Raw genomic sequence first — 23,257 nt, 5'->3', positions numbered from 1 at the left:
AATTTACTATCTCTATCCCCATTGGATAATTTAAGTTGTGATCGATCCAAAATATGTTGTTAAACCTCTGTATAATGTTATAGCGTACAAAAGGCACTATATTTATAGCATGAATTGGAAACAGGCCATAGCGGATTATGGGCACTATCTAAAATTAGAGCGTGGCCTGACTCAAAACTCCATTAAAAACTACATTTTGGACGTGGAGAAACTGACCCGTTTTTTAGAAGCGTGCCATATTGTGGAATCCCCGACCAAAATTGATAAGGATACCGTTCAACGGTTTATTTACGAGACGGCAAAGATCGTAAACCCCAGATCGCAGGCACGTATTATTTCGGGCTTAAAAAGTTTCTTCAACTATCTGGTCTTTGAGGATTATAGGGCCGATAATCCCCTGGATCTGATAGAATCCCCAAAAATTGGAAGAAAATTGCCCGATACACTTACATTTAAGGAAATAAATAAATTAATCGATGCTATAGATTTGGGCAAGGCCGAAGGGGAACGCAACAGGGCCATGTTGGAGACCTTATATGGCTGTGGCCTTAGGGTCTCGGAATTGATCGGCTTACGGATATCCGACCTCTATTTTGATGAGGATTTTATAAAAGTTACGGGCAAAGGTGATAAGCAACGTTTTGTACCTATTAGCAAAGTCAATAAAAAATATATCGATATCTACCGGTATGAAGTTCGGGTACATCAAAATATTCAGCAAGGGTTTCAAGATATCCTTTTTTTAAACCGAAGGGGAAAACAGCTTACGCGGGCCATGATATTTACCATTGTAAAAAACCTTTCGGAAAAAATAAAGCTGAACAAAAATATAAGCCCGCATACGTTCAGACATTCTTTTGCCACCCATTTATTGGAAAATAAGGCCGACCTCCGGGCGATCCAGCAAATGCTGGGCCATGAAAGCATCACCACCACAGAGGTGTATATGCACGTAGACCGTACCCATTTAGCGGACGTACTTCAAAATTACCATCCAAGAAGGACCGAAACTCCTAAACTGGACCCTGCTGAACAAAGTTCTACCCAACAAGACGCTATTGAACAAGATAAACACTAATTCTTAAACTGATCGTAATCCCTTTTATATGGACGGATTATCAACCGGGCTTCACGATCAAAACGAATGTAATTATAGACCCAGTTCACAAAGACCACGACCCTGTTGCGAAACCCTATCAAAAAGAATAAGTGTACGAACATCCATACAAACCAGGCAAAAACACCTTGAAACCTAATTTGTTTTAAATCACAGACAGCCTTGTTTCGTCCTACTGTGGCCATACTGCCCTTATCCCTGTAAATAAAGGGTTTAAGTGGTTTATTCGCCAGTAAACGAATTAAATTTTCGCCAACGTTCCTTCCCTGTTGAATGGCAGGTTGTGCCATCATGGGATGTCCCATTGGATATTCCCTGTTTTGCATACAGGCGATGTCGCCTATCGCAAAAATCTCGGGATGCCCATCAACTTGATTAAATTCATTAACGTTTAATCTGTTTCCCGCAGCAATTAGTTTTTTGGCCTCCAGTCCTTTGATGGTGGCCCCCATGACGCCTGCGGCCCAAACCAAGGTCGCCGTATTAAATGATAAGTCGTTTTGGGTGGTCACTGTTTTACCATCGTAACCGGTAACACGCACGTTTTTCCATACCTGTACCCCAAGTTTTTCCAAAAAATCGGCCGCTTTTTTGGAAGCCTGTTCGCTCATGGCATCCAATAACCGATCTCCGCCCTGTACCAAATTAATTTGCGCACGCCTTGTATCCAGATCAGGGTAATCCTTAGGTAATATTCCTTTTTTAATCTCGGCCAATGCCCCGGCGAGCTCCACTCCTGTAGGCCCTCCCCCAACAATCACAAAGTTCATTAACGCTTCCCTTTCGTGATAGTCGTCCGTTAATAACGCCTGCTCAAAGTTTTCCAAGATCAGACTTCTCAGGTTCAATGATTGTGGTATGGATTTCATGGCCATGGCATGTTCCTGCAATTCCGTATTGCCAAAAAAATTGGTCTTGGAACCCGTTGCTATCACCAAGTAATCATAGGTAAGTTCCCCTATAGTGGTATGTAACGTCTTCTTTTCAGGTAGAATTTCGGTTACCTCCGCTAATCTAAAAAAGAAGTTGTCATAACCGATCAATACTTTTCTTAAGGGATAAGCAATGGAATCCGGCTCTAAGCCTCCCGTGGATACCTGATATAAAAGCGGCTGGAACGTATGGTAGTTATTTTTGTCCAACAGCACTACCTGTACCTCTCTTTTACCGAGTTTTTTAGCCAAGGAAATTCCTCCAAAGCCACCACCAATAATAACGATTCTAGGATGGCTAGAGCGTGGTATGTTCATAGTCTATATCTATCCCGTAAAATTAATCAATCACTTCCCAATTGAAAAGGATATATGGTTTTTAGTACATTTATAAACCAGTTCCGTGGAATGTTTCAAATGAAAAGCCTATACTTGATTACGGAAACCAAATCGGCATATTTAATGAATCAAATAAATTCACACGTCCTAAAAATAACCTTGCCCAAGCTGTAACAAAAGAGATCAATAAACTACTTATTCCGTAAGAACAACCAACCAACAGTGAATAAAGAACTGGAACATCAATTTGTGACGGAACTTCAGGACAATCAGAATATTGTCCACAAGGTGTGCACCTTATATACAAACGACCGTGATTCCCATAATGACCTGTTCCAGGAAATAACGATCCAGCTATGGAAGGCCTATCCCAAGTTTAGGGGCGAGGCCAAATTTAGCACCTGGATGTATAGGGTAGCCTTGAACACGGCCATTACGCTGTATCGAAAATCCAAGCGACGAATCGATACACAAAATTATGAATCGGTAATTTTTAAAATAAAGGCCGACGAATATGATGAAACGGAAGAGCAACAATTAAAATTGATGTATAAGGCGGTAAAACAGCTGGGTGATATAGACAAAGCACTCGTCTTTATGTACTTGGAAGATAAAAGCTATACCGAAATTTCGGAAACCCTGGGTATTACCGAGGTGAATGCCCGAGTGAAAATGAACCGTATAAAGACAAAATTAAGAACCATTTTGAATCCTTGAGGTTATGACGGATGAACTGGAATTATTAAAGAGGGACTGGCAGAAAAAAAGTACAGAACTGCCCAAATTATCCTATTCGGATATTCACAAGATGATCTGGAAAAAATCATCTTCCATAGTACGTTGGATATTGGTTATCAGTATTTTGGAGTTTACATTACCACACTTACTCTATTTATTGCCTTCTATGCGGGAGGGTATGGAGGTATATAAAAACATAGGCATTTCCAATTATCTCTTTATAGCATCTATACTCACTTATGGTGTCGCCATCTATTTTATATTTCAGTTTTATAAACGATTTAAGGAAATATCCGTTTTGGACGATTCCAAAAGCCTGATGCAAAAAATCATCAAGACCAGAAAGACCGTAAAACACTACATAATTTTTTCCTTGTCCATGATTATGGTGACCGTATTAATGATGGTCATAGGAATATTTCTCAGTAACGATATCGCAGGTGCTTTCCCGGAGTTCACCGGTAAGCTTGAAACTATTTCGCCAGAAAAACTCAAATTCACATTAATGTTGGCCATAGGTGTTTTTGGGGTGCTGCTTACCTTGTTTATGGGCGGAATCTACTTTTTATTATACGGCCTGTTGCTCAGAAAATTGAAGAAGAATTACAGCGAACTAAAACAGCTTGAAATTTAAGTAAGCTACCATTTTCGCTTCTTATTCTCCTCCTCATAGGCCAATAGGTCTTTCTTGGATATAACCCTTAAAAAGGAAGGGTGCTGCTCAATGGCATATTCCAACTTCTCTATAATGGATACCGTGGATTCCTCGTCATAATCTATTTCCAAGGGCTCCTTGATGACCATAGACTGTAGGATGCCCTTTTTCTTGACACGCAACCCTTTTTTATCAAAAGAACGCCTAAAACCATCAATGACCACAGGTACTACAAGGGGCTTATATTTTTTGATAATGTGTGCCGTACCCTTTCTAAGGGGTTTCCACGGTGTTGTAGTCCCTTGTGGGAATGTAATGACCCAACCATCGTCCAAAGCGGTCCCTATATTGGTAATATCGCTCATTTTAACCTGCCTGTTGACCTCTTTACCTTCTGATCGCCAGGTACGTTCAACACTTATGGATCCGGCATAGGCCAATATTTTGGTCAGAAGGCTTTTTTTCATGGTCTCGGCAGCCGCTATATAATACATATTCAATTTAGGCTGCCAGATGTACCCTAAATTTTTGATGGAATCCTCACGCCCGCTCAAACTCGCATTAAAAACATGGAACATGGCCACTACATCGGCAAAATAAGTTTGATGATTACTCACAAAAAGTACATTGTTATCCGGAAGGTTCCGAATAATATCCGATCCTTCTATTTCCAATTTGTTGAATCGCTTATAACGTTGATGTGACATCATCGCCAAAATGCGTATCAACCATTTTTTCAGAAAAAGATTATGCCCAAAAGGGTTCTTTTTAAACAATCCCATAAATGCTAAAATAGTAAATAAGGTTTACAACACTTGATTCAACAGGACCTTAATCTCGTTCATCATCATGGCCGTGGCCCCCCAAACAATGTAACCGTTTAATTTAAAAGCAGGTACATCGATTTCCTTTGCATAGGAAGTACTCAATCTTTTGGTAACAATATTTGTGTCCGAAAGAAAATCGGTCAAAGAAACCTCTAAAAGTTCGGCTACCTCGGATTCCTGACGGACAAAGGGCCGGGGTTCCTTATATAGACCGATAAAAGGGGATACCTCAAAATTACTGGGCGGAATATATACTTCCGAAATTTCCCGTATCAAAGTAACATCATTGGGATGAACGCCCACTTCTTCATGGGTTTCCCTTAGGGCGGTCCTTGCCAGGCTTTCATCTTCCTCCTCTGTTTTACCTCCCGGAAAGGCTACCTGATCGGAATGCACCCCTTCATAGGTTTTTCGCAATATGAACAAAAGATGGGTCCGTCTTTGTCTATCTGGATAAAATAAGGCCAGCACAGCGGCCCTTCTGGGGATTTTCTTTTGTGACCTGGCTTTCAAAAGTTCCTTGACACGTATTTCCGGAGCCATTTTATAATGTGAAGCTTCGCCCGGAAGGGGCAGATCTTTTATTTTTGAAATTCGTTGCTCAAAAATTTCGAAATCCATGCGTCTGCTTAAATTATGGTCACTGTTATTACTATGTTCAATCCCATACTGGGCCTGCAAAGATAATCCGAACAAATCAGAAACAACAAAAAGTCAAAAAGAGATCCAAAAAGATCTGGTCATAGACAAAGATCCTATTTCATCATCAAAGAAAGAAGAGAAATTTATACTTACGGAAGACAACGCTATAGATTTCTTTTTTGATTATCATAAAACGCTGAAAGCGGATAAGGTAAAAATAACGACCAATTTGGGTAGTTTTACCATAGCCCTTTACGATAACGTCCCCTATCACAAGTCCAATTTTATTTATCTGGCACGTAAAGGTTATTTTGATTATACACAATTTCATAGAGTGGTCAAGAACTTCATTATCCAGGGGGGCAATTCGGACGATAAGAAAACTGCAAGGAAAAGACGGGAGATAGGTCGTTACCTGCTTCCCCCGGATACCCGAAAAGGATATAAACACCACAGGGGTACGGTATCCATGCCCAGTAGTGAGATCAACAATCCGCATATGTTGGCCTCCCCATATGAATTCTTTATTGTAGTGACCAAACCAGGCTCTTATCACCTGGATGGAGATTACACACCCTTTGGAAGAGTAATACAAGGGATGGATATTGTTGATAAGATCAATAACCGACCTGTTGACAAAGGAGATTGGCCATCACAGAATATTTATATTGAAAAAGCGGAAGTTATTGAGTAATTAAAGAGTTCTAATGAATTAAGCCATTTTGGCCTTGTTCCTTTTGGTAGTGAAGGAAAGGGCCTTCTTTACCCTGGCGTTCTTGAACTTGTACAACCTGGCAACCTCGGCCTTGGTCTCCGTATCCAACCCGTAAGCGGTCTCGGTAACGATGGTCATCCCAATAGTCTCGACCTTGACTTCGGCAGTGGTGGACTGTGCCTGTGCGGCGATCCCGATGAAGATGGTGAAGATGATGGTGGCTATTGTTTTCATGACTTGCGTTTGTTACACTATTATAACTTGCGCAAGCGTATTTCAAGGGGTCGTGGATCGGTGAAGGGCACCCGATTCTCGTTATCGGGCAAAAGCTCGGATTAAGTGTAAAATCCACTCGATTAACGGCACCCCGCCCAAAAACACCTTACCGGAAAAAGGAGTCGTTAATCGGGAGATAGAGTCACGTAACGTCGTGCAATATGGGTCTGGAGATCAATATAAAATATCATTTAGCACTAAGAAATGCTCTTTATTGGAATGAACCCGGTATTTAAAAAAAATCAATTATCGACTAACTCCTATAAATATTCGGTAGTGAAATTTTAAATTTCACGGCCAATAAACGCATGGCAATAATGGAAAGGATTCCAGCAATATAGGCTATGGTTCCATCTATAGGAAACTGAATCAAAACAAAATAGATAATTCCTCCCAAAATGCACACCGTCGCATAGATTTCCTTTCGGAAGATTACCGGAATTTCATTGCATAGGATATCCCGGATAACACCCCCAAAACTTGCCGTCATGGTTCCCAAGGCAATGCATATAATCGGTGTAAGTTCAGCAAGTAATCCTTTTTCTATACCGATCATGGTATATAGACCGATCCCAATGGTGTCAAATAAAAACAGGGATTTTCTAAAATGTTTTAATTGGTGTACAAACAGAATGGCAACTATTACGGTAATCAAAATGGTAAATATATAGATAGGTGCTTTCATCCAACCTACAGGGGTGTTTCCAATCAACAAATCCCGTAAGGTGCCACCACCTACAGCGGTTACAAAGGCAATGATAAAAACACCGAATACATCCAGTTTCTTTTCCATGGCCACCAACACGCCCGATATGGCAAAAGCAACGGTTCCCAAAATATCTATCACCAGATAAAACATAAGCTACGGTTGCTGCGTATAGTAATTATAGTCCTTGATCACCACATCTACAAAATCGATCGGTTTTAAATCCGTAACAATATCGGTTACTTTTTTTATTCGTTCGCTTAGGGAAAGGACAATATTATGATTGCCATTTTGCTTTGCATTATCATAAAGCTCTTTAATCGTCTGCATTTCGCTATCCTTAAAAACGGTCACCTGAGGAAATTTAGGGCTATACGTTTCTGGAAGCTCCCTCAAGAGCGTATCCTTTAAGAAAATTCTTTTTTTCTCGCTAATTACAGTAGTACCGGCCGCTATATCACCGATTCGTTGTCCTTTTCCCCGTATTAAAATGGTAAAAACGGCTATACCTCCCGAACTCAATGAAATATCCAATATACGAAGTATCCATCTCACAAAGAAACTGGCAAAACTAGGTTTGGTACCATCCAATTTAACCACCCGGATTTGCATCAGGTTTTTTCCTATGGTCTTGCCATCCATAAAAGTTTCCATAAGCACATAATACAAAAAAGCGGGAAGGCCCATTAACATATATATGGCCCACTGATCGCCAGGTTCCATATCCAAGGCCAGTAAGAACCAAAACATAAGTACATAATAAATAACAATGATCAAGGTGTCTATTATATAGGCCAGCATACGATCTCCCAAATGGGCCGTATTTTGGTCTATACTTATATTTTGAGCCGTTTCTATTTGAAATTGTTCCATTGTTTTGTTTCTTTGGTATAAACCCTATCAGTTCATGCGCGAGGCTGCCTTTGTAAAGCAAAATAAGGACAAATGGTCTACTTTTGAAAATGCATTGGCTAACAAAACGAATTTGGCACCGGATGTATTGTCCGACCTTTATATTGAAATTACGGACCACCTCAGCTATGCCAAGACCTTCTACCCTTCCAGTAATACAGCATTTTATCTGAATTCGTTAGCGTCTCAGGCACATCAAAAAATATACAGGACCAAACGGGAACCAAAAAACAGGATCATTGGTTTTTGGAAAACCGAGTTTCCCCATATGTTCGCCCATCACCATAGGGAATTGCTCATCGCCTTTTTGGTGTTCTTGTTCTTCTCCTTCGTGGGAGCCTATTCCGCAGCCAATGAAGGTAATTTTGTGCGTTCCATTTTAGGGGATGCCTATGTGAATATGACCCTGGACAATATAGAAAATGGCGATCCCATGGCCGTATATAAGAAAATGGGCGAATTTAATATGTTCCTGGGAATCACCATAAACAATATCCGTGTTGCCCTTATGGCTTTCGTGTACGGTATTATGCTGGGCATAGGCACTTTGATGGTCATGTTGCAAAACGGTATCATGCTCGGGAGTTTTCAATATTTTTTTTACGAAAAGGGATTGCTTTGGGAGTCTGTCCGAACGATATGGATCCATGGTACTATTGAAATTTCCGTAATCATTATCGCGGGTTGTGCAGGCCTGGTTTTGGCGAACGGAATGCTTTTCCCCGGAACATACACACGATTGGAATCTTTTAAAAGAGGAGTAAAAAACGGACTTAAAATTATGATAAGTACCGTTCCTTTTTTTATTATTGCCGGATTTCTGGAAGGTTTTGTAACACGGCACACCGAAATGCCGGACTGGTTGGCGCTCATCATTATCCTTGGGTCATTGGCCTTGATTTTATTTTATTACATTATATATCCATACCAACTGAATAAAAACTTGAACATACATGAAAACCGATTACGTAATATTTAAAAAGCAACGGGAATTAGGAGAAATACTTTCGGACACCTTTGCTTTTTTAAGGCAAGAGTATAAACCATTTTTCACTACCTATTTTAAGGTAGTAGGCCCATTTTTAATGGTTATGATTCTTTCGCTCGTGCTTTATATGTATTATGCGGGCAGTGCTTTCAGTGGCATATTTCTTGGTAACGGAAATGAAGCGGACAACATAGCCGTAACTTTTCTTATCGCCCTGATTTATTTGTTATCTATGGTAGCGGTTTATACCATGTCTCAATCTACGGTATTGCACTATATAAAATCCTATGCCAATGGTAACGGAATCACCGATTTTGAAACGATCAAAAAAGAAGTATATGCCAGTTTTTGGAGTTTTATAGGTCTGGGTATCATGGCGGGACTATCCATTGGAATAGGGCTTATGCTCTGTATTCTTCCGGGCGTCTATCTTTATGTGCCATTGGCACTTTCATTTAGTGTATTGGTATTCAACAGAATGGGAGCTTCGGATGCTTATGGCTATACTTTTAAGCTCGTTAAGGATGAATGGTGGATGACTTTTGCCACTTTTTTTGTGGTAGGGATCATTGTGGTAATCGCAACCTATGCATTTGCTATACCAACGGCCATCTACCAATGGATGAAAATGGGAATTTTCTCTGGGGCAATGGATGCCGAAAATATGCTGAATGTCTTTAAGGACCCTATCTATATTCTATTGAACATTATAGCAACAATAGGGCAGTTTCTTTTGAATCTGATAAGTGTTATCGCAGGGGTCTTTATCTATTTTAACCTGAACGAAAAAAAGAACTTTACTGGAACCTATGAGCGCATTGAAAGTTTAGGACAAACACCGGAAAATTAATATGCCGAAACACCTTTGTATCATACTTTTCCTTATCTGTAATACTATTCTTGTTCGGGGACAAAAAGATTCGCTCCATCTAAAATATGATACTATCGTACTTCATAAACTCAGTATTGAAGATGGGGAGTTGGACCTATTCAAAGAAGATCCGAAGTTCGATTATGAAGTTGCCAAGAATGAGGTCCCCGAATGGTGGATCGCCTTTAAAAATTGGATAGGTAATATTTTTCTCAGGGTTTTTGAGTGGCTTTTTGGTGTTGAACGAGCTGCCGGTGCCTTCCATACTTTCTTGCAAATTCTTCCTTATGTATTGGTCGTTATTTTACTTTTTATCCTAATAAAGTTTTTCTTGAACGTAAACGCAAGAGCCATTGTTCATGCCCAAAAAAACTCATCTGCCGTAACATTATCGGATGAGGAGCATATCATCAAAAATGAGGACATTCAGGAGTTGATTTCCAAAGCATTGTCCAATAAAAACTATCGCCTGGCCGTACGCTATTATTATCTGTATATGCTACAATTAATGAGCAAAAAAGAATTGATAGACTGGCAGCTTCAGAAAACGAACGATGATTATATCAAAGAAATCAAGAACAAAGAACTAAAAACTTCTTTTGTAACGATTACCCGATTGTACGATTATATTTGGTACGGGGATTTCCCCATTGACGAAGGCAACTATATAAAAGTAGAATCTTCTTTTAAATCCTTGCAAAACCTGTTGCCACATGCGTAAGAAATCCATGGTATATGTTGTTATTACCATAGTGGCCATAGGGATACTCATGCTTTTGCAATACAACCAACCAAAAAAAATAAACTGGTTCAGGTCTTATGTAGCAACCCATAAAATTCCCTACGGGACCTATGTTCTTAATTCATTCTTACCAAAACTATTACCAGGACAAATACAGCAAGTGCATACCCCTCCTTTTGAATTCTTAAGCAAAAAAGATAGTATAAAAGGCACCTATCTATTTATAAATGATAAGCTAACCTTTGAAAAAACCGAACTGGAGGAACTCTTGAACTGGACCTCCAAAGGCAATACCCTTTTTATGGCTTCCAGAAGTTTTGAGGAAAAATTAATGGACACTTTAAAATTAGAAACCAGAAATGTTTACGGAGGGTTTGAGGTCGGCCAAAAACAATGGCACCAATTGGTCAATCCGAACTTAAAGACTTCGGATTCCGTTGTTTTTGGTAAAAATACGTACACTTCCTTTTTCAGTAGTTTGGATACGTTAAGAACGACCGTTTTGGGAACCGTAAGAACCGCTAGCGAAAATGCCGAGCTCCACGATCGGGAAAATTGCACTACCGTTCGGCAATCGTTTGGAAAAGGCCAACTTATATTATCTACCTTTCCAGAAGCCTTTACCAACTATTTTATATTAAAAGAAAACAACAGGGAATACACTACGGGGCTTCTCTCCTACCTAAAAGACACAGGGCCTGTTTATGTAGACAATCACTACAAAAGCGGGAAATCCTTTTATACATCGCCCCTATACATTTTTTTAAACACCAAAGAATTAAAATGGGCCTATTACATCGTCCTCATCGGTGCGTTCATTTATATTCTGTCCGAAGGAAAAAGAAAACAACGGGCCGTACCTGTAGTAATGCCATTAAAAAATCGGACACTTGCATTTACGAGAACAATTTCGGATATGTATTTTGAAAAGGGAGATCAAAAGAATATTGCGGAACATCGGATCAATTATTTTTTGGATGAAATTCGCTCTACCTATTATTTGGGAACCATTACAAAAAAGGACGACTTATATAAGAACCTGGCTTCCCGAAGTGGACATTCTTACCAATGGATACGATTTTTTTTCCTGTTCATGGAAGAAATCAGGAACAAACCACAAGTGTCCGATGCCGAACTCATAAAATTGAACACCTTAATACAAAAATTTAAATCCGGATCCCATGGAGCATAATGAAGAAAATATCAATGACCTAAAATTTGACAATCGCATACCCTTGGAAAACCTGCAAAAGGCCGTAGACGACATCAAATCCGAATTGGCCAAGGTCATCATAGGCCAGGAAAAATTTATAGAATTACTGATCGTTTCCCTATTGATAGATGGCCATGTGCTTATTGAGGGTGTTCCGGGCATAGCAAAGACCATCACCGCCAAACTTTTTGCCAAAACCCTAAAAACCGATTTCAGCAGAATACAGTTCACCCCGGACCTAATGCCCAGTGATATTTTGGGCACCTCCATATTCAATGTAAAATCCACGGAATTTGAATTCAAAAAAGGTCCTATTTTCTCCAATATCATTTTAATCGATGAAATAAACCGTGCGCCCGCCAAAACACAGGCGGCACTTTTTGAAACCATGGAGGAACGCCAGGCAACCGTAGACGGCACAACATATACCATGGAAACCCCATTTATGGTCTTGGCCACGCAAAACCCTATTGAACAGGAAGGGACCTACGCATTACCGGAAGCCCAATTGGACCGATTCCTTTTTAAGATAAAAGTAGATTACCCATCTCTAGACGAGGAAATTCTCGTTTTAAAAACGCATCATGAACGAAAGGGAAAACTACCGCAAACGGAAATCAAGGATATCTTGAAACCTAAGGCTTTGGCAACCTTCAAAGCACAAATCCAGAAAGTGGTAGTAGAAGAAAAAATCTTCAAGTACATTGCGGATATCATCGGAAAAACACGTAATCATCCTCATTTATACCTGGGAGGTTCTCCCAGGGCCTCTATTGCCGCTTTAAATTCGGCCAAGGCCTTTGCGGCCATCAACGGAAGGGATTTTGTAATTCCCGAAGATGTAAAAAAAGCCTTGGTACCCGTGCTAAACCACAGGGTTATACTAACCCCGGAGCGAGAAATGGAAGGAATGACGGCGGAAAGCGTCGTTCAAATGATAACCGAAAGTGTTGAAATTCCACGCTAAATGCAATTTCTAAAATCTTTTTACATACATCATACCTTCTTCAAATATTTGGCGATACTCTCGGCTTGTTTTATACTTTCCTATGGGTTTAAGAGCCTATATCCTATTGCTTGGTTATTGACATTGGTATTGATAGGTCTCTTCCTTTTTGACATTTTTTTGCTCTATGGCACCGCAAAAGGGATAGGGGCGGACAGATTGCTTCCGAAAAAACTATCCAACAGTGACCTGAATCCCGTAACCGTTAATTTTAAGACCGAATATCCGTTTAAAACCTGGATTTCCGTTATTGATGAATTGCCCGTTCAGTTTCAAAAGCGCGATTTTGAATATAAAACTATACTGATTAAAGGAAATGAGGCAACATTTGAATATAATGTGAGACCCGTGGACAGGGGAGAATATGTTTTTGGCAACCTCAACATTTATGCGTCCTCCCCTTTGCGGATCGTTAAAAGACGGTTCACTTTTCAAAAAGACCGGATGGTACCCGTATATCCATCCATTGTACAAATGCAACAATATGATTTTTTGGCCATAAGTAATCGGATATCCGACGTAGGATTGAAGAAAATCCGAAGAATAGGCCATACCCAGGAGTTTGAGCAAATAAAGGATTATGTTCGGGGAGATGACATCCGCACCATAAATTGGAAAGCTACCGCAAAACGGCATCAGTTAATGGTGAATCAATATCAGGATGAAAAATCACAACCCGTCTATTCGATCATTGATACAGGTCGGGTAATGAAAATGCCCTTTAACGGGCTTAAGCTTCTAGATTACGCCATAAACAGTACCTTGGCATTTTCCAATGTAGCCTTAAAAAGAAACGATAAAACAGGGTTGATCGGCTTTTCCAAAAATATAGGGACCTTTGTTCCCGCGGCCCAAAAACCGACACACCTAAATACCATTCTGGAACAACTCTACAATATTGACACGGAATTCACGGATTCCGATTTTGGCATATTATACGGTCATATCAAACGCAAGATCAACCATAGAAGTTTATTGCTGTTCTACACTAATTTTGAGCATATATCCGCTTTAAAAAGACAGCTGCCCTTTTTATTGGCACTCTCAAAAAAACATGTACTTGTTGTCATATTCTTTGAAAATTCGGAACTGGAAACTCTTATTTCCTCCGATGCCGAAAATCTTCAGGCCATATATCATAAGACCATTGCGGAAAAATTTTCATTGGAGAAAAAATTAATGCAAAAGGAACTTCAGAATTATGGTATTCAAACCATACTTACCAGACCGGAAGAACTCACCATTAACGCTATCAATAAATATCTGGAGATAAAGGCAAGGGGATTACTATAAACCTCTGTCCATAAGATAGGATGCCTGCATAGCCGTCCCCAGGTCCCATGAGCCATTTTCGGCAAAACCCATAAAAGCCCCAAAATTGGTACTGGGATAATATACGATCAAACAACCACAGTTTTTTCCACGTCGGCGGCTTCCTCTCCTTTTGTTGTTCTTTAACAACAAATCCACAGTCAGACCGGAAATAATTCCTCCCAAGGTGGTGTACAGCACATCGTCTGTCTGCCATTCACCGTTCCTTGATCGGTCGGTCTCTTTGACAAGGCCCGCAACAAGGCTGCTCCCGACCGCTCCGGCCCAGGTCCATCCCCGTTGTCCGTTAAATATTTTATGGGCGGCATATCCGCCAACGGCTCCAGGCACCTACATGTTTTGCCGCATTTTCAACACCCTGTACAGTTCCAAAAACATAAAATAGGAAGAAAAATATGGACGCTGTTATGTTTTTCATGCTATATCGGGGTTTAATCGGTCTTAAAACTACACCAAGAATCTTTATATGCTTTCTTTTTTCGTTGAACGTTCCCAATATTAGAACAATCGAGGTTTAACGACTCTTACTAATGCATAATTGAAATGCAGATATTGCCCATTGTCCTGTTCGGCAAAGGCAATTAAAATCCTTTTTAATCAAAAAGTATAATTAATTGTCTATTTTTCCATGGCTATTTTATAGCACTTACATATGATTATACGTTTAGGTCAAAAATTTGCGGATATTTTTGTTAAATACATGCCCAGTGCTTATGTGTTCGCTTTATTATTGACCATCATTACCGGTGCATGCGCCTTCTTTATAACAGCAACGGGATTCATGGAAATTGTTGCCGGCTGGTATGGGGGCTTTTGGTCATTGCTCACTTTTGGAATGCAGATTGCCCTGATTATAGTCACGGCCTACAGTATTGCACAATCGGCACCGGTCGAAAAAGGCATAGATTATGTTTCAAAATATATAAAAACCCCTAAACAGGTCTATTTCTGGGTAGTTTTGATCGGAGGGGCCTTATCGCTTGTCAGTTTTGGGATGATCGTTGTCGTCGCTATTTTGGCCAGGGCCCTGGCATTGCACATTAAAGGTGTCAACTATCCCTTTCTGATCGCCTGTGTCTATTTTTCGATGAATGGCTGGGTAAGTGGTGCCTCAAGTTCCATTTCGTTATTGCTGAATACGCCCAATAATTTTTTGATCGAAGAAAAAATACTTGCCGATGTCATTCCAACAGCATTGACCTTAGGAAGCTTTTTAAACGTTACCATGATTACCGTATTTCTTCTTTTAGGCCCCTTCCTTTTTATAGTATTGGCCCCAAAGGCAAAAGGAAAGGAGTTGCATGATCTTTTGGTCAACAAAAAGGTCACGGAAGAAAAAACGGTAAAAGAAGAGGCCAATTCCTATAAATTACCATATCGTGCTTTGTCGGACATGCTCAACAATGCGGCTTGGCTTCAAATGAGCATAGCCATTGTAGGTTTCGTTTATATCGGTTATCATTTTATTACTCGCGGTTTTGACCTCAATTTCAATATTATGATCTTTATTTTTATGATGTTGGGCCTCTTTCTTCATGTGACACCTTTGCGATACAGTATTTCCATGAAAAGGGCCAGTCAAAATATATCCGGTATTTTATTTCAATTTCCATTTTATGCCGGCATTATGGGAATAATGCTCTCAACAGGATTAGGAGAACTTATAGGCAATAAAATAAGTGAGGTAGCTACGCTACAAACTTTTCCTTTCTTCGCCTATTTATCGGGCGGACTGATCAATTTTGCCATTCCCTCCGCAGGTGGGGAATTTGCCGTAATCGGGCCAAGTGTTGTACAGGCCGTTCAAAATTTGGCCCTAGAGGCCCATATATCTCCTTTGGAAACGACCAAAATGGTGGCCCGTGCGGCCATGTCCATTGCTTACGGGGAAAGTCTAAGCAACTTACTGCAACCCTTTTATTTGCTCATTGTTTTTCCTATTATGGGTATAGGTGTCAAGTTACAGGCCAGGGATATTGTTGGTTATCTGGTCATTCCATTTATCCTATTTTTTGGCATTCAATCACTCTTAGTGGTTTTTGTTCCATTTTAAATATGGGTCAACGCACAATTTTCACAGGCAGTTTTCTATATTTAAAAAAAATATCCCATTATGGATCTAGTTGAAACATCTTATAGGCACAAAACAGCCCATATAAAAATAACGATTCCCGTTTTGCTTATTTTATTGATGTTCCAAAGTTATGCACAAGAGAAGAAAGTAAAACTCGGTGTTATAGGGCTGACCCATTCCCATGTTCATTGGATTTTAAGTCGGCAAGATATGGGCGATATCGATCTGGTGGGCGTTGTGGAACCGAACAAGGAATTGGCGCAACGTTATGCTCAACAGTATAATTTTAATATAGATATGGTCTTTGATACAATGGATACCATGATCTCCCAAACCCGGCCCGAAGCGGTCGCCGCCTTCGGAACGATATACGATCACTTAAATATAGTGGAAACCTGTGCGCCAAAAGGCATTCATGTCATGGTAGAAAAACCATTGGCCGTTAGTTTGGAACATGCTAAAAAGATGGCCTCCCTGGCGAAAAAACACAACATTCATTTACTCACAAATTATGAGACATCCTGGTATCCCACCAATGAAAGGGCAAAAAAGTTACTTACGGAAGGTGTTATAGGCGACTTGAGAAAAGTTATTGTACGGGATGGTCATAAAGGCCCAAAAAAAATTGGGGTAAACCCGGAATTTTTAGAATGGCTTACGGATCCCGTTCTTAATGGCGGGGGAGCTATAATGGATTTTGGTTGCTACGGGGCCAACCTTATGACTTGGATCTTAAATGGGGAAAGACCAAAAACTGTAACGGCCGTTACACAACAGCTCCAGCCAGAAAACAATCCAAAGGTAGATGACGATGCCACTATTATACTCACCTATGAATCGTCCATGGCCATTTTAGAACCATCATGGAACTGGCCCATAGGCCGAAAGGATATGGAAATTTACGGTGAAAAAGGTGCCATATATGCCGAGGATAAAAATAACCTGACCTTACGAATTTCAGAAGGTTATAGCAATTATACAGAAGAACGAATGAAATTTTCCGAAAGGGAAAAACCATTCGATGATCCTTTTTCGGTTTTTGCTTCGGTTGTAAACGGGAGTTTGATCTTGGATTCCTTTGACCCCTATAGCCTGGAAAATAATATGATCACCATGCAAATTCTACAAGCGGCCATAGATAGCGCAACCAAGAAAAAAACGATAGAAATAACCGATTAACATCACAAATTGATACCCTCAATATATCTTTTTAGAATACATATTATTTGATGAAAATCGATTATCACAAAGTTTATACGGACAATATTTTAATGGGAAAAAGGGTTAAGGCCGAATTAAAGAAATTGGAATCATCCAGATTAGTAAGAACGAAGGGGAATCGGCACGATTGGCAGGTTTTGGTTTGACCCATGAACCCATAGAAACCTATGCAAATACGGATGAAGTGGGCAGGGTCAAGGAAATAATTACAGAAATTAGAAATAACCATATGGAAAACCTTTAAATAAAGGTTTTCCATAATTTTTAAACTCAATCCTATCTTTCGGAAATAGGCGTTATCTCCAATTTACGGAACTCGACGGGTCCATGATCACCCTGAATCATAATTGGACCCGGAGCAGCTTCGTCATTATTTAAAGCACCACCGGTCATTCCAGGGATATTCTGCTCGGAAATAATGGTTTTCCCATTGGCAACAACGGTAACACGTCTTCCGATCAAGGTAATATCGTACGTTTGCCATTCACCTGCTTTTTTGGCGACCATTTCATTTGGAGTAAGCAGCCCATAGATACCACCAAACAAAATTGGGGAAGGTTCCGATCCTTTGTTATCGGCTATTTGAACCTCATATCTCCCCCTAAGGTAAAGTCCGCTATTGCTCCCTTCCGGATATCTAAACTCCGCATGCAGTTTAAAATCCATAAACTCCTCTTCCGTTATAAGATTTACCCCAGGCTTGGAACTTGTTAAAATTCCGTCGATCACTTGCCATTGGTTTTCTCTATTCGTTCTCCAACCCATTAAATTTTTGGCATTGAAAAGCGTCTTTGTCCTTCCCCATTTCGGACGCTCCGTATACGAAAGTTCAGGAGATCTTTTTGCACTCCATTGGTATGTATTGCCATCGGCATAGATCATAGTACCCTTAAGTTCGTTTCCTAACATTTTTCCTTCAAATTCCATATTGGACGCGCCCGGTTCCCATTGCGGTGGAATGGAAAAATAGAAGGTATCCCCATATTTTTTCACTTCGGCAATAGGCCTTGCACTTCCAAAGGCATATGTAAACCTACCAGTAAGTGTACTGACACCTGAATGGTTAATTTCCAACCAGCCAGGCAATTCCTTCCCTTCTTGGAAAATGGTCAAATTCCACTGCCCTTCCAAGGAATCCGTCTTTTGGGCGGTCAGGCCATTCACGTTTATTAAAAACAGGAGTCCGATCCATACGGAACAATATTTAAATGTCTTGTTCATTTTTAAATTGGCTTTCCGCAAATATACCATGAACTCGTTTAATTTTTTTGAGTTTTATAATAGAGATGTGAAAAAGACAAAAACATGGGCAAAGGATTAATTTTAACTATAGATTAACAGAAAACCCGGATCATAAAAATTCACGGATTACAAGAACAATAAGCTACATAAAGCCAATGGATTTTTAAATTCCAGGTATAAATAAATTACTGATTAACAGAATAATACAAAAAAATCTATAGTAGATTTATAGTATCTTGAACCCAAACCGGCCAAAATAAGGATATGTATTTTAGAATCCTTTCGTTTTTTTTCATACGCCTTGAATCCCTTGGATTTCCTTAATTTTGAAAGCTTAAAATTAAGCTTCCGAAAATGAATTTCAGTCGTCATTTGTTTAAATCACTTTTCCTTCTTTATATATGTCTTTTTACATCTTGCCAAAATAAAAAACCAAAGGAAACTCCCATCGTGATTTATGAAGACTCCGTAACCATAAAAGAAAAGGCGGAGTTGGCCAGAAAAAGTATTACCGCCATAATGGCAAAAGGACTAGAGCTAAGTTTATGGGCCTCGGACTCTCTTGCTCCCGATCCCATTGCAATGGATATTGACGATTATGGTAAAATTTACCTCACCCGTTCTAACCGACAAAAAAACTCGGAGTTTGACATTCGCGGGCATAGGGATTGGATGACATCTTCCATAGCACTGCAATCCGTGGAAGAACGAAGGGCTTTTTTGCATAAGACCTTTGCTCCGGAATTAAGTGAACAAAACAATTGGTTGGAAGATTTGAATAAGGACGCTGTCCACGACTGGAAGGATTTGGCCGTTGAAAAAGATGAAATATGGATGTTGGAAGATCAAGATCAAGATGGACTGGCCGATATCTCGACCCGGATATTAAATGACTTTAACAATGAGGTAAATGATGTTGCGGGTGCCCTGCTTGTCAGAAAAAAAGATGTGTTCTTAGGTATTGGACCGGATATGTATAGATTAAGGGATACCAATGAAGATCAAATCCTGGATGAAAAAACGAGCATAGCTTCCGGTTTTGGTGTACACATCGGGTTTGGAGGCCATGGCATGTCCGGTGCCATTGAAGGTCCTGATGGCAAAATTTATTGGGGCATCGGGGACATTGGGGCCAATATTACAACAGCAACGGGTGAAAATTTTAAATATCCCAACCAAGGTGTAATCGTCCGCAGTAATCCCGATGGGAGCAACTTTGAGGTCTTCGCACATGGCCTTAGAAATACCCACGAATTTGTTTTTGATGCCTATGGAAACATTATTTCTTCCGATAACGACGGGGACCACAAAGGCGAAAGCGAACGATTGGTGCACATTGTAGAAGGTTCGGATGCCGGATGGAGGGCCAATTGGCAATATGGCAAATACACAGATTCTAACAACAATGGATATAATGTCTGGATGGATGAAAAACTATACATACCCAGATGGGAGGGACAGGCCGCTTATATTATTCCTCCCATCACCAATTTTCACAATGGCCCTACGGGAATGACCTATAATCCGGGAACGGCTTTAGGGGCAAAATGGAAGGATAAGTTTTTCTTGGTAGAATTTGTCGGAGGCCCCAATGGTTCACATATTTGGGCTTTCGATTTAAAACACAAAGGAGCTTCTTTTGAGTTGAACACGGAACAGGATATTTTAAGTGGTGTTCTTCCCACGGGAATCGAGTTTGGTCCCGACGGAGCTTTGTACATAGCGGATTGGATCAGTGGTTGGGAGGCAAAAAACTATGGCAAAGTTTGGAAATTGGATGTAACCGAAGCTGAAAACGATTTGGTCGAAGAACGCGCTACAACCCAGAAACTAATGGTACATGACTATGGGGAAGAGGATACCGAGACCCTGGTCAAGCTGCTTGGCTATCCGGATATGCGGATTCGTAAAAAAGCACAATTTGAATTGGCAAAACGGACGTTTTGGGGCTATAGGGCACTTAAAAAAGCCATTGTAACAGAGGAAAATCAATTTGCCCGCATCCATGCCATATGGGGAATAGGACAGATAGCGGCAAACGATAAGAATAAGGCAAAAGTTTTGATTGACCTATTGGATGATGAAGACCCGGAAATAATAGTACAGGCCACAAAGGTTCTAGGCGATTTAAAGTATGAAGATTCAGCTAAGAAGTATATTGAATTACTAGGACACCGGAACGACCGTGTAAAGTTTTATGCCGCTCAGGCTTTGGGGCGCATTGAACACAAAGGAGCGATCGCACCCTTATTGAAAATGATCGCCGACAATGCGGATAAAGACCATTATTTAAGACATGCTGCAGTATTGGCATTGTCTCGAATAGGTGAAGCGGATCCTTTACTAAATCTGGTGAACAACGACCATAAAAGCCTACGTTTGGCCGCAGTTCTTGTGCTTAGAAAATTACGACATCCCGGAGTCTCTAAATTTTTACACGATAAGGACGAATATATTGTTACCGAAGCGGCAAGGGCCATTAATGACGATTGGTCTATTGAGGGGGCGCTACCTGCCTTGGCCGCTATATTGAACGAAGATCAATTTTCATCGGAACCTCTATTGCGGAGAGCCATAAATGCCGCACTAAGGGTAGGTTCGGAAAGAGAATTGGAATTCCTTATACAGTTCGCAAAACGGGAAACGTTACCCAATCATTTGAGAAGCGAGGCATTGGCAGCTTTGGGAACCTGGAGCAACCCCTCTGTTTTGGATAGGGTAGATGGGCGTTATCGTGGAGAGATCGCTAGGGATAACAGTATTTTAAAGCGAAAGGTCAAAACAGATATTCCAGGGTTTTTAGAAAGCCGACATCCTGAAATTATAATAGAAACGGCAAAGGCTATAGGAAACTTAGGGATTACCGACCACAATAAGGAACTTCACAGGATATTTATGGAACATAAGTCGCCAAAAGTTAGGGCCGCCATTCTAAAGACACTGGGCAATCTCAATTATGACCAGATGGAACAGGTTATGGCCAAAGGTATGCAAGACCCTAAAGAAAAAGTACGTAGAACGGCAATCGGACTTTTGACCAAACTCGACCTATCAAAAGAAAGCCTACCTGATCTGGTCGATCCCATCTTTACCCAAGGCTCAAAAGGGGAACAGCAGGAAATATTGAGTGTTCTGGGTAATTTGACAATAGAAAAGAGCAGTACTATTTTATCCAAGCTTATTCAGAAAGCATCCAAAAAGGAGATGGATCAAAGGGTAATCCTTGACTTGATGGAGGCAGTGGAAGATACTCAGGATAGCCTGCTTATAACTCAATTGGACAGATTAAAAAAAGTAGGGTATACAACTGATTCCTATCAAGAAACGCTTTACGGTGGCAATTGGGCAAATGGCCGAGATGTTTTTGGTAACAATCCTACCGCCCAATGTGTACGATGCCATGCCGTGGGGGGATCTGGTGGTGAAGTGGGTCCGGCCCTGGACAATATCGGCAATACATTAACAAGGGAACAGATTCTGGAATCACTCATAGAACCCAGTGCCCGATTGGCACCCGGTTATGGAACCGTTACCCTTACATTAACCGATGGCCAACAGGTAAGAGGCGTACCTATAAAGGAAAATAAGAGTCGCATATTGCTTCGTACCTCCGAAGCAGAGCCTATGGAAGTTCCATTGGGAAGAATCAAGAAAAGGGAAAATTCAGTTTCTTCAATGCCACCTATGGGGCGCATGATCAGTAAGAGGGAGTTACGTGATTTAGTGGAATATTTAAGTAGTTTAAAAAAAGAAAAAGGGACCTAGTAAGTAAATAGGGCGGTACTCTTTTGAGTGAGTAGAAATTCTTTCATTATTTCATCGATAATCTGTTCGGCAGGCTGGATTTTATGGATCAGGGCTGAAACTTGACCTATTTCCAGTTCCCCTTCTTCCATATCCCCTTCGAACATTCCCTTTTTGGCCCTTGCCCTGCCCAGTAATTTTTTTAAATCCCCTGGTGATGCACAATTGGCATATGCCTGTTGTACATCGTTATAAAATTTATTTTTAAGCAATCGCACGGGAGTCAATTCCTTTAAGGTGAGCTGGGTATCACCTTCGCCCGCAGCTATAACCCTTTGTTTAAAATTAAGATGTGAAGATGCTTCTTCACTTGCTACAAAACGGCTCCCTATCTGTACCCCGTCCGCACCCAAAACCATGGCGGCCAACATGGATTTTCCGGAAGATATGCCTCCGGCAGCTATTACGGGAACGGTAATTTTTTCTTTTACAGCGGGTATCAATACCAAAGTGGTAGTCTCATCCCTGCCGTTATGCCCCCCGGCTTCAAAACCTTCGGCAACTATGGCATCTACTCCTGCGGCTTGGGCTTTTATGGCAAATTTGACGCTACTGACCACATGAACGGTAATAATGCCGTTCCCCTTAAAAAAAGGAGTCCAGGTATTGGGATTTCCGGCGGATGTAAATACGATTTTAATACCTTCCTCTACGATGACATGCATGAGCTTATCGATCTGGGGATAGAGCAGAGGAACATTCACACCAAAGGGTTTGTCCGTGGCTTTTTTACATTTTTGAATGTGCTCCCTCAACACTTCCGGATACATGGATCCCGCCCCTATAATTCCCAATCCCCCCGAATTGGATACGGCGGCGGCAAGTCGCCAGCCACTGGCCCAGATCATACCGGCCTGAACTATAGGATAATCAATGTTAAAAAGGGAAGTGATCCTATTTTGCAT

22 protein-coding genes are annotated in these 23,257 nt (G+C 40.6%); 13 read left to right on the top strand and 9 right to left on the bottom strand.

Annotated elements, in window-relative coordinates; all coding sequences use genetic code 11:
- The first annotated feature begins 109 nt into the window (after nt 1–109).
- Nucleotides 110–1,078 carry a site-specific tyrosine recombinase gene (locus tag ACKWB9_RS12135; RefSeq protein ID WP_414003288.1) on the top strand — a complete coding sequence of 323 codons (969 nt, stop codon included), beginning with the start codon at nt 110–112 and terminating at the stop codon, nt 1,076–1,078.
- Here ACKWB9_RS12135 and ACKWB9_RS12130 read toward each other — a convergent pair.
- The gene (locus ACKWB9_RS12130; protein ID WP_414003287.1) at nt 1,075–2,367 is read right to left on the bottom strand and encodes an NAD(P)/FAD-dependent oxidoreductase; all 1,293 of its coding nucleotides are present in this window, start codon (nt 2,365–2,367) and stop codon (nt 1,075–1,077) included. The genes ACKWB9_RS12135 and ACKWB9_RS12130 overlap by 4 nt on opposite strands.
- A 243-nt stretch (nt 2,368–2,610) precedes the next feature.
- Between ACKWB9_RS12130 and ACKWB9_RS12125 the strand changes: the two genes are divergently transcribed.
- Nucleotides 2,611–3,105: an RNA polymerase sigma factor gene (locus tag ACKWB9_RS12125; RefSeq protein ID WP_414003286.1), complete on the top strand. Its 495-nt coding sequence runs from the start codon at nt 2,611–2,613 to the stop codon at nt 3,103–3,105.
- Nucleotides 3,106–3,109: 4 nt separating this feature from the next.
- On the top strand, nt 3,110–3,760 hold the full coding sequence (locus ACKWB9_RS12120; protein ID WP_414003285.1) for a hypothetical protein: 651 nt from the start codon (nt 3,110–3,112) through the stop codon (nt 3,758–3,760).
- Between the two features lie 5 nt (nt 3,761–3,765).
- On the opposite strand, the gene ACKWB9_RS12115 is transcribed toward ACKWB9_RS12120, so the two are convergent.
- Both ACKWB9_RS12115 and ACKWB9_RS12110 read right to left on the bottom strand, forming a co-directional pair.
- Nucleotides 3,766–4,563, bottom strand: coding sequence for a lysophospholipid acyltransferase family protein (locus tag ACKWB9_RS12115; protein ID WP_414003284.1), 798 nt, complete (start codon nt 4,561–4,563; stop codon nt 3,766–3,768).
- Nucleotides 4,564–4,587: 24 nt separating this feature from the next.
- Entirely contained in the window at nt 4,588–5,229 is a 642-nt protein-coding gene (locus ACKWB9_RS12110; RefSeq protein WP_414003283.1) for an NUDIX hydrolase, read from the bottom strand.
- Between ACKWB9_RS12110 and ACKWB9_RS12105 the strand changes: the two genes are divergently transcribed.
- Nucleotides 5,228–5,944: a peptidylprolyl isomerase gene (locus ACKWB9_RS12105; protein ID WP_414003282.1), complete on the top strand. Its 717-nt coding sequence runs from the start codon at nt 5,228–5,230 to the stop codon at nt 5,942–5,944. The two genes, ACKWB9_RS12110 and ACKWB9_RS12105, sit on opposite strands and share 2 nt — an antisense overlap.
- Nucleotides 5,945–5,962: 18 nt before the next feature.
- Here the strand turns inward: ACKWB9_RS12105 and ACKWB9_RS12100 are convergent, their stop codons facing one another.
- The 3 genes from ACKWB9_RS12100 to ACKWB9_RS12090 all read right to left on the bottom strand — a co-directional run bounded on the left by ACKWB9_RS12100 (nt 5,963) and on the right by ACKWB9_RS12090 (nt 7,820).
- A complete protein-coding gene (locus tag ACKWB9_RS12100) occupies nt 5,963–6,199 on the bottom strand; it encodes a hypothetical protein (RefSeq protein WP_414003281.1) in 237 nt (78 codons plus the stop codon).
- A gap of 295 nt (nt 6,200–6,494) precedes the next feature.
- Nucleotides 6,495–7,100, bottom strand: coding sequence for a trimeric intracellular cation channel family protein (locus tag ACKWB9_RS12095; protein ID WP_414003280.1), 606 nt, complete (start codon nt 7,098–7,100; stop codon nt 6,495–6,497).
- Between the two features lie 3 nt (nt 7,101–7,103).
- Nucleotides 7,104–7,820 (bottom strand): RDD family protein, encoded by a 717-nt coding sequence (locus ACKWB9_RS12090; protein WP_414003279.1) that lies wholly within the window; start codon nt 7,818–7,820, stop codon nt 7,104–7,106.
- A gap of 34 nt (nt 7,821–7,854) precedes the next feature.
- On the opposite strand from ACKWB9_RS12090, the gene ACKWB9_RS12085 reads away from it, so the two are divergent.
- From ACKWB9_RS12085 to ACKWB9_RS12060, 6 genes are read left to right on the top strand one after another with little or no spacing between them, the layout of a single operon-like run.
- Entirely contained in the window at nt 7,855–8,838 is a 984-nt protein-coding gene (locus tag ACKWB9_RS12085; RefSeq protein WP_414003278.1) for a stage II sporulation protein M, read from the top strand.
- Nucleotides 8,813–9,697 (top strand): hypothetical protein, encoded by an 885-nt coding sequence (locus tag ACKWB9_RS12080; RefSeq protein ID WP_414003277.1) that lies wholly within the window; start codon nt 8,813–8,815, stop codon nt 9,695–9,697. The genes ACKWB9_RS12085 and ACKWB9_RS12080 overlap by 26 nt, the downstream gene beginning before the upstream one ends.
- 1 nt (nt 9,698) lies before the next feature.
- Nucleotides 9,699–10,439, top strand: a complete 741-nt coding sequence (locus ACKWB9_RS12075) for a DUF4129 domain-containing protein (protein ID WP_414003276.1) — start codon at nt 9,699–9,701, stop codon at nt 10,437–10,439.
- Nucleotides 10,432–11,652: a DUF4350 domain-containing protein gene (locus tag ACKWB9_RS12070; protein ID WP_414003275.1), complete on the top strand. Its 1,221-nt coding sequence runs from the start codon at nt 10,432–10,434 to the stop codon at nt 11,650–11,652. The genes ACKWB9_RS12075 and ACKWB9_RS12070 overlap by 8 nt, the downstream gene beginning before the upstream one ends.
- Complete coding sequence (locus ACKWB9_RS12065) at nt 11,642–12,640, top strand: AAA family ATPase (protein ID WP_414003274.1); 999 nt, start codon at nt 11,642–11,644, stop codon at nt 12,638–12,640. The genes ACKWB9_RS12070 and ACKWB9_RS12065 overlap by 11 nt, the downstream gene beginning before the upstream one ends.
- A complete protein-coding gene (locus ACKWB9_RS12060) occupies nt 12,641–13,972 on the top strand; it encodes a DUF58 domain-containing protein (protein WP_414003273.1) in 1,332 nt (443 codons plus the stop codon).
- On the opposite strand, the gene ACKWB9_RS12055 is transcribed toward ACKWB9_RS12060, so the two are convergent.
- The gene (locus tag ACKWB9_RS12055) at nt 13,967–14,341 is read right to left on the bottom strand and encodes a hypothetical protein (protein WP_414003272.1); all 375 of its coding nucleotides are present in this window, start codon (nt 14,339–14,341) and stop codon (nt 13,967–13,969) included. The genes ACKWB9_RS12060 and ACKWB9_RS12055 overlap by 6 nt on opposite strands.
- Nucleotides 14,342–14,663: 322 nt before the next feature.
- Here ACKWB9_RS12055 and ACKWB9_RS12050 point away from each other — a divergent pair, with 322 nt between their 5' ends.
- Together ACKWB9_RS12050 and ACKWB9_RS12045 are read left to right on the top strand one after the other, a co-directional pair.
- Nucleotides 14,664–16,064: a short-chain fatty acid transporter gene (locus ACKWB9_RS12050; protein ID WP_414003271.1), complete on the top strand. Its 1,401-nt coding sequence runs from the start codon at nt 14,664–14,666 to the stop codon at nt 16,062–16,064.
- A gap of 60 nt (nt 16,065–16,124) precedes the next feature.
- Nucleotides 16,125–17,264 (top strand): Gfo/Idh/MocA family protein, encoded by a 1,140-nt coding sequence (locus tag ACKWB9_RS12045; protein ID WP_414003270.1) that lies wholly within the window; start codon nt 16,125–16,127, stop codon nt 17,262–17,264.
- Nucleotides 17,265–17,582: 318 nt separating this feature from the next.
- Here the strand turns inward: ACKWB9_RS12045 and ACKWB9_RS12040 are convergent, their stop codons facing one another.
- A complete protein-coding gene (locus ACKWB9_RS12040) occupies nt 17,583–18,527 on the bottom strand; it encodes a 3-keto-disaccharide hydrolase (protein ID WP_414003269.1) in 945 nt (314 codons plus the stop codon).
- 471 nt (nt 18,528–18,998) lie between these two features.
- On the opposite strand from ACKWB9_RS12040, the gene ACKWB9_RS12035 reads away from it, so the two are divergent.
- Nucleotides 18,999–22,313 (top strand): HEAT repeat domain-containing protein, encoded by a 3,315-nt coding sequence (locus ACKWB9_RS12035; RefSeq protein WP_414003268.1) that lies wholly within the window; start codon nt 18,999–19,001, stop codon nt 22,311–22,313.
- On the opposite strand, the gene ACKWB9_RS12030 is transcribed toward ACKWB9_RS12035, so the two are convergent.
- Nucleotides 22,310–23,257, bottom strand: coding sequence for an NAD(P)H-dependent flavin oxidoreductase (locus ACKWB9_RS12030; RefSeq protein ID WP_414003267.1), 948 nt, complete (start codon nt 23,255–23,257; stop codon nt 22,310–22,312). The two genes, ACKWB9_RS12035 and ACKWB9_RS12030, sit on opposite strands and share 4 nt — an antisense overlap.

Source organism: Maribacter spongiae (assembly GCF_047345125.1).
GTDB lineage: Bacteria > Bacteroidota > Bacteroidia > Flavobacteriales > Flavobacteriaceae > Maribacter.
This window is presented reverse-complemented; position numbering and strand designations above follow the sequence as displayed.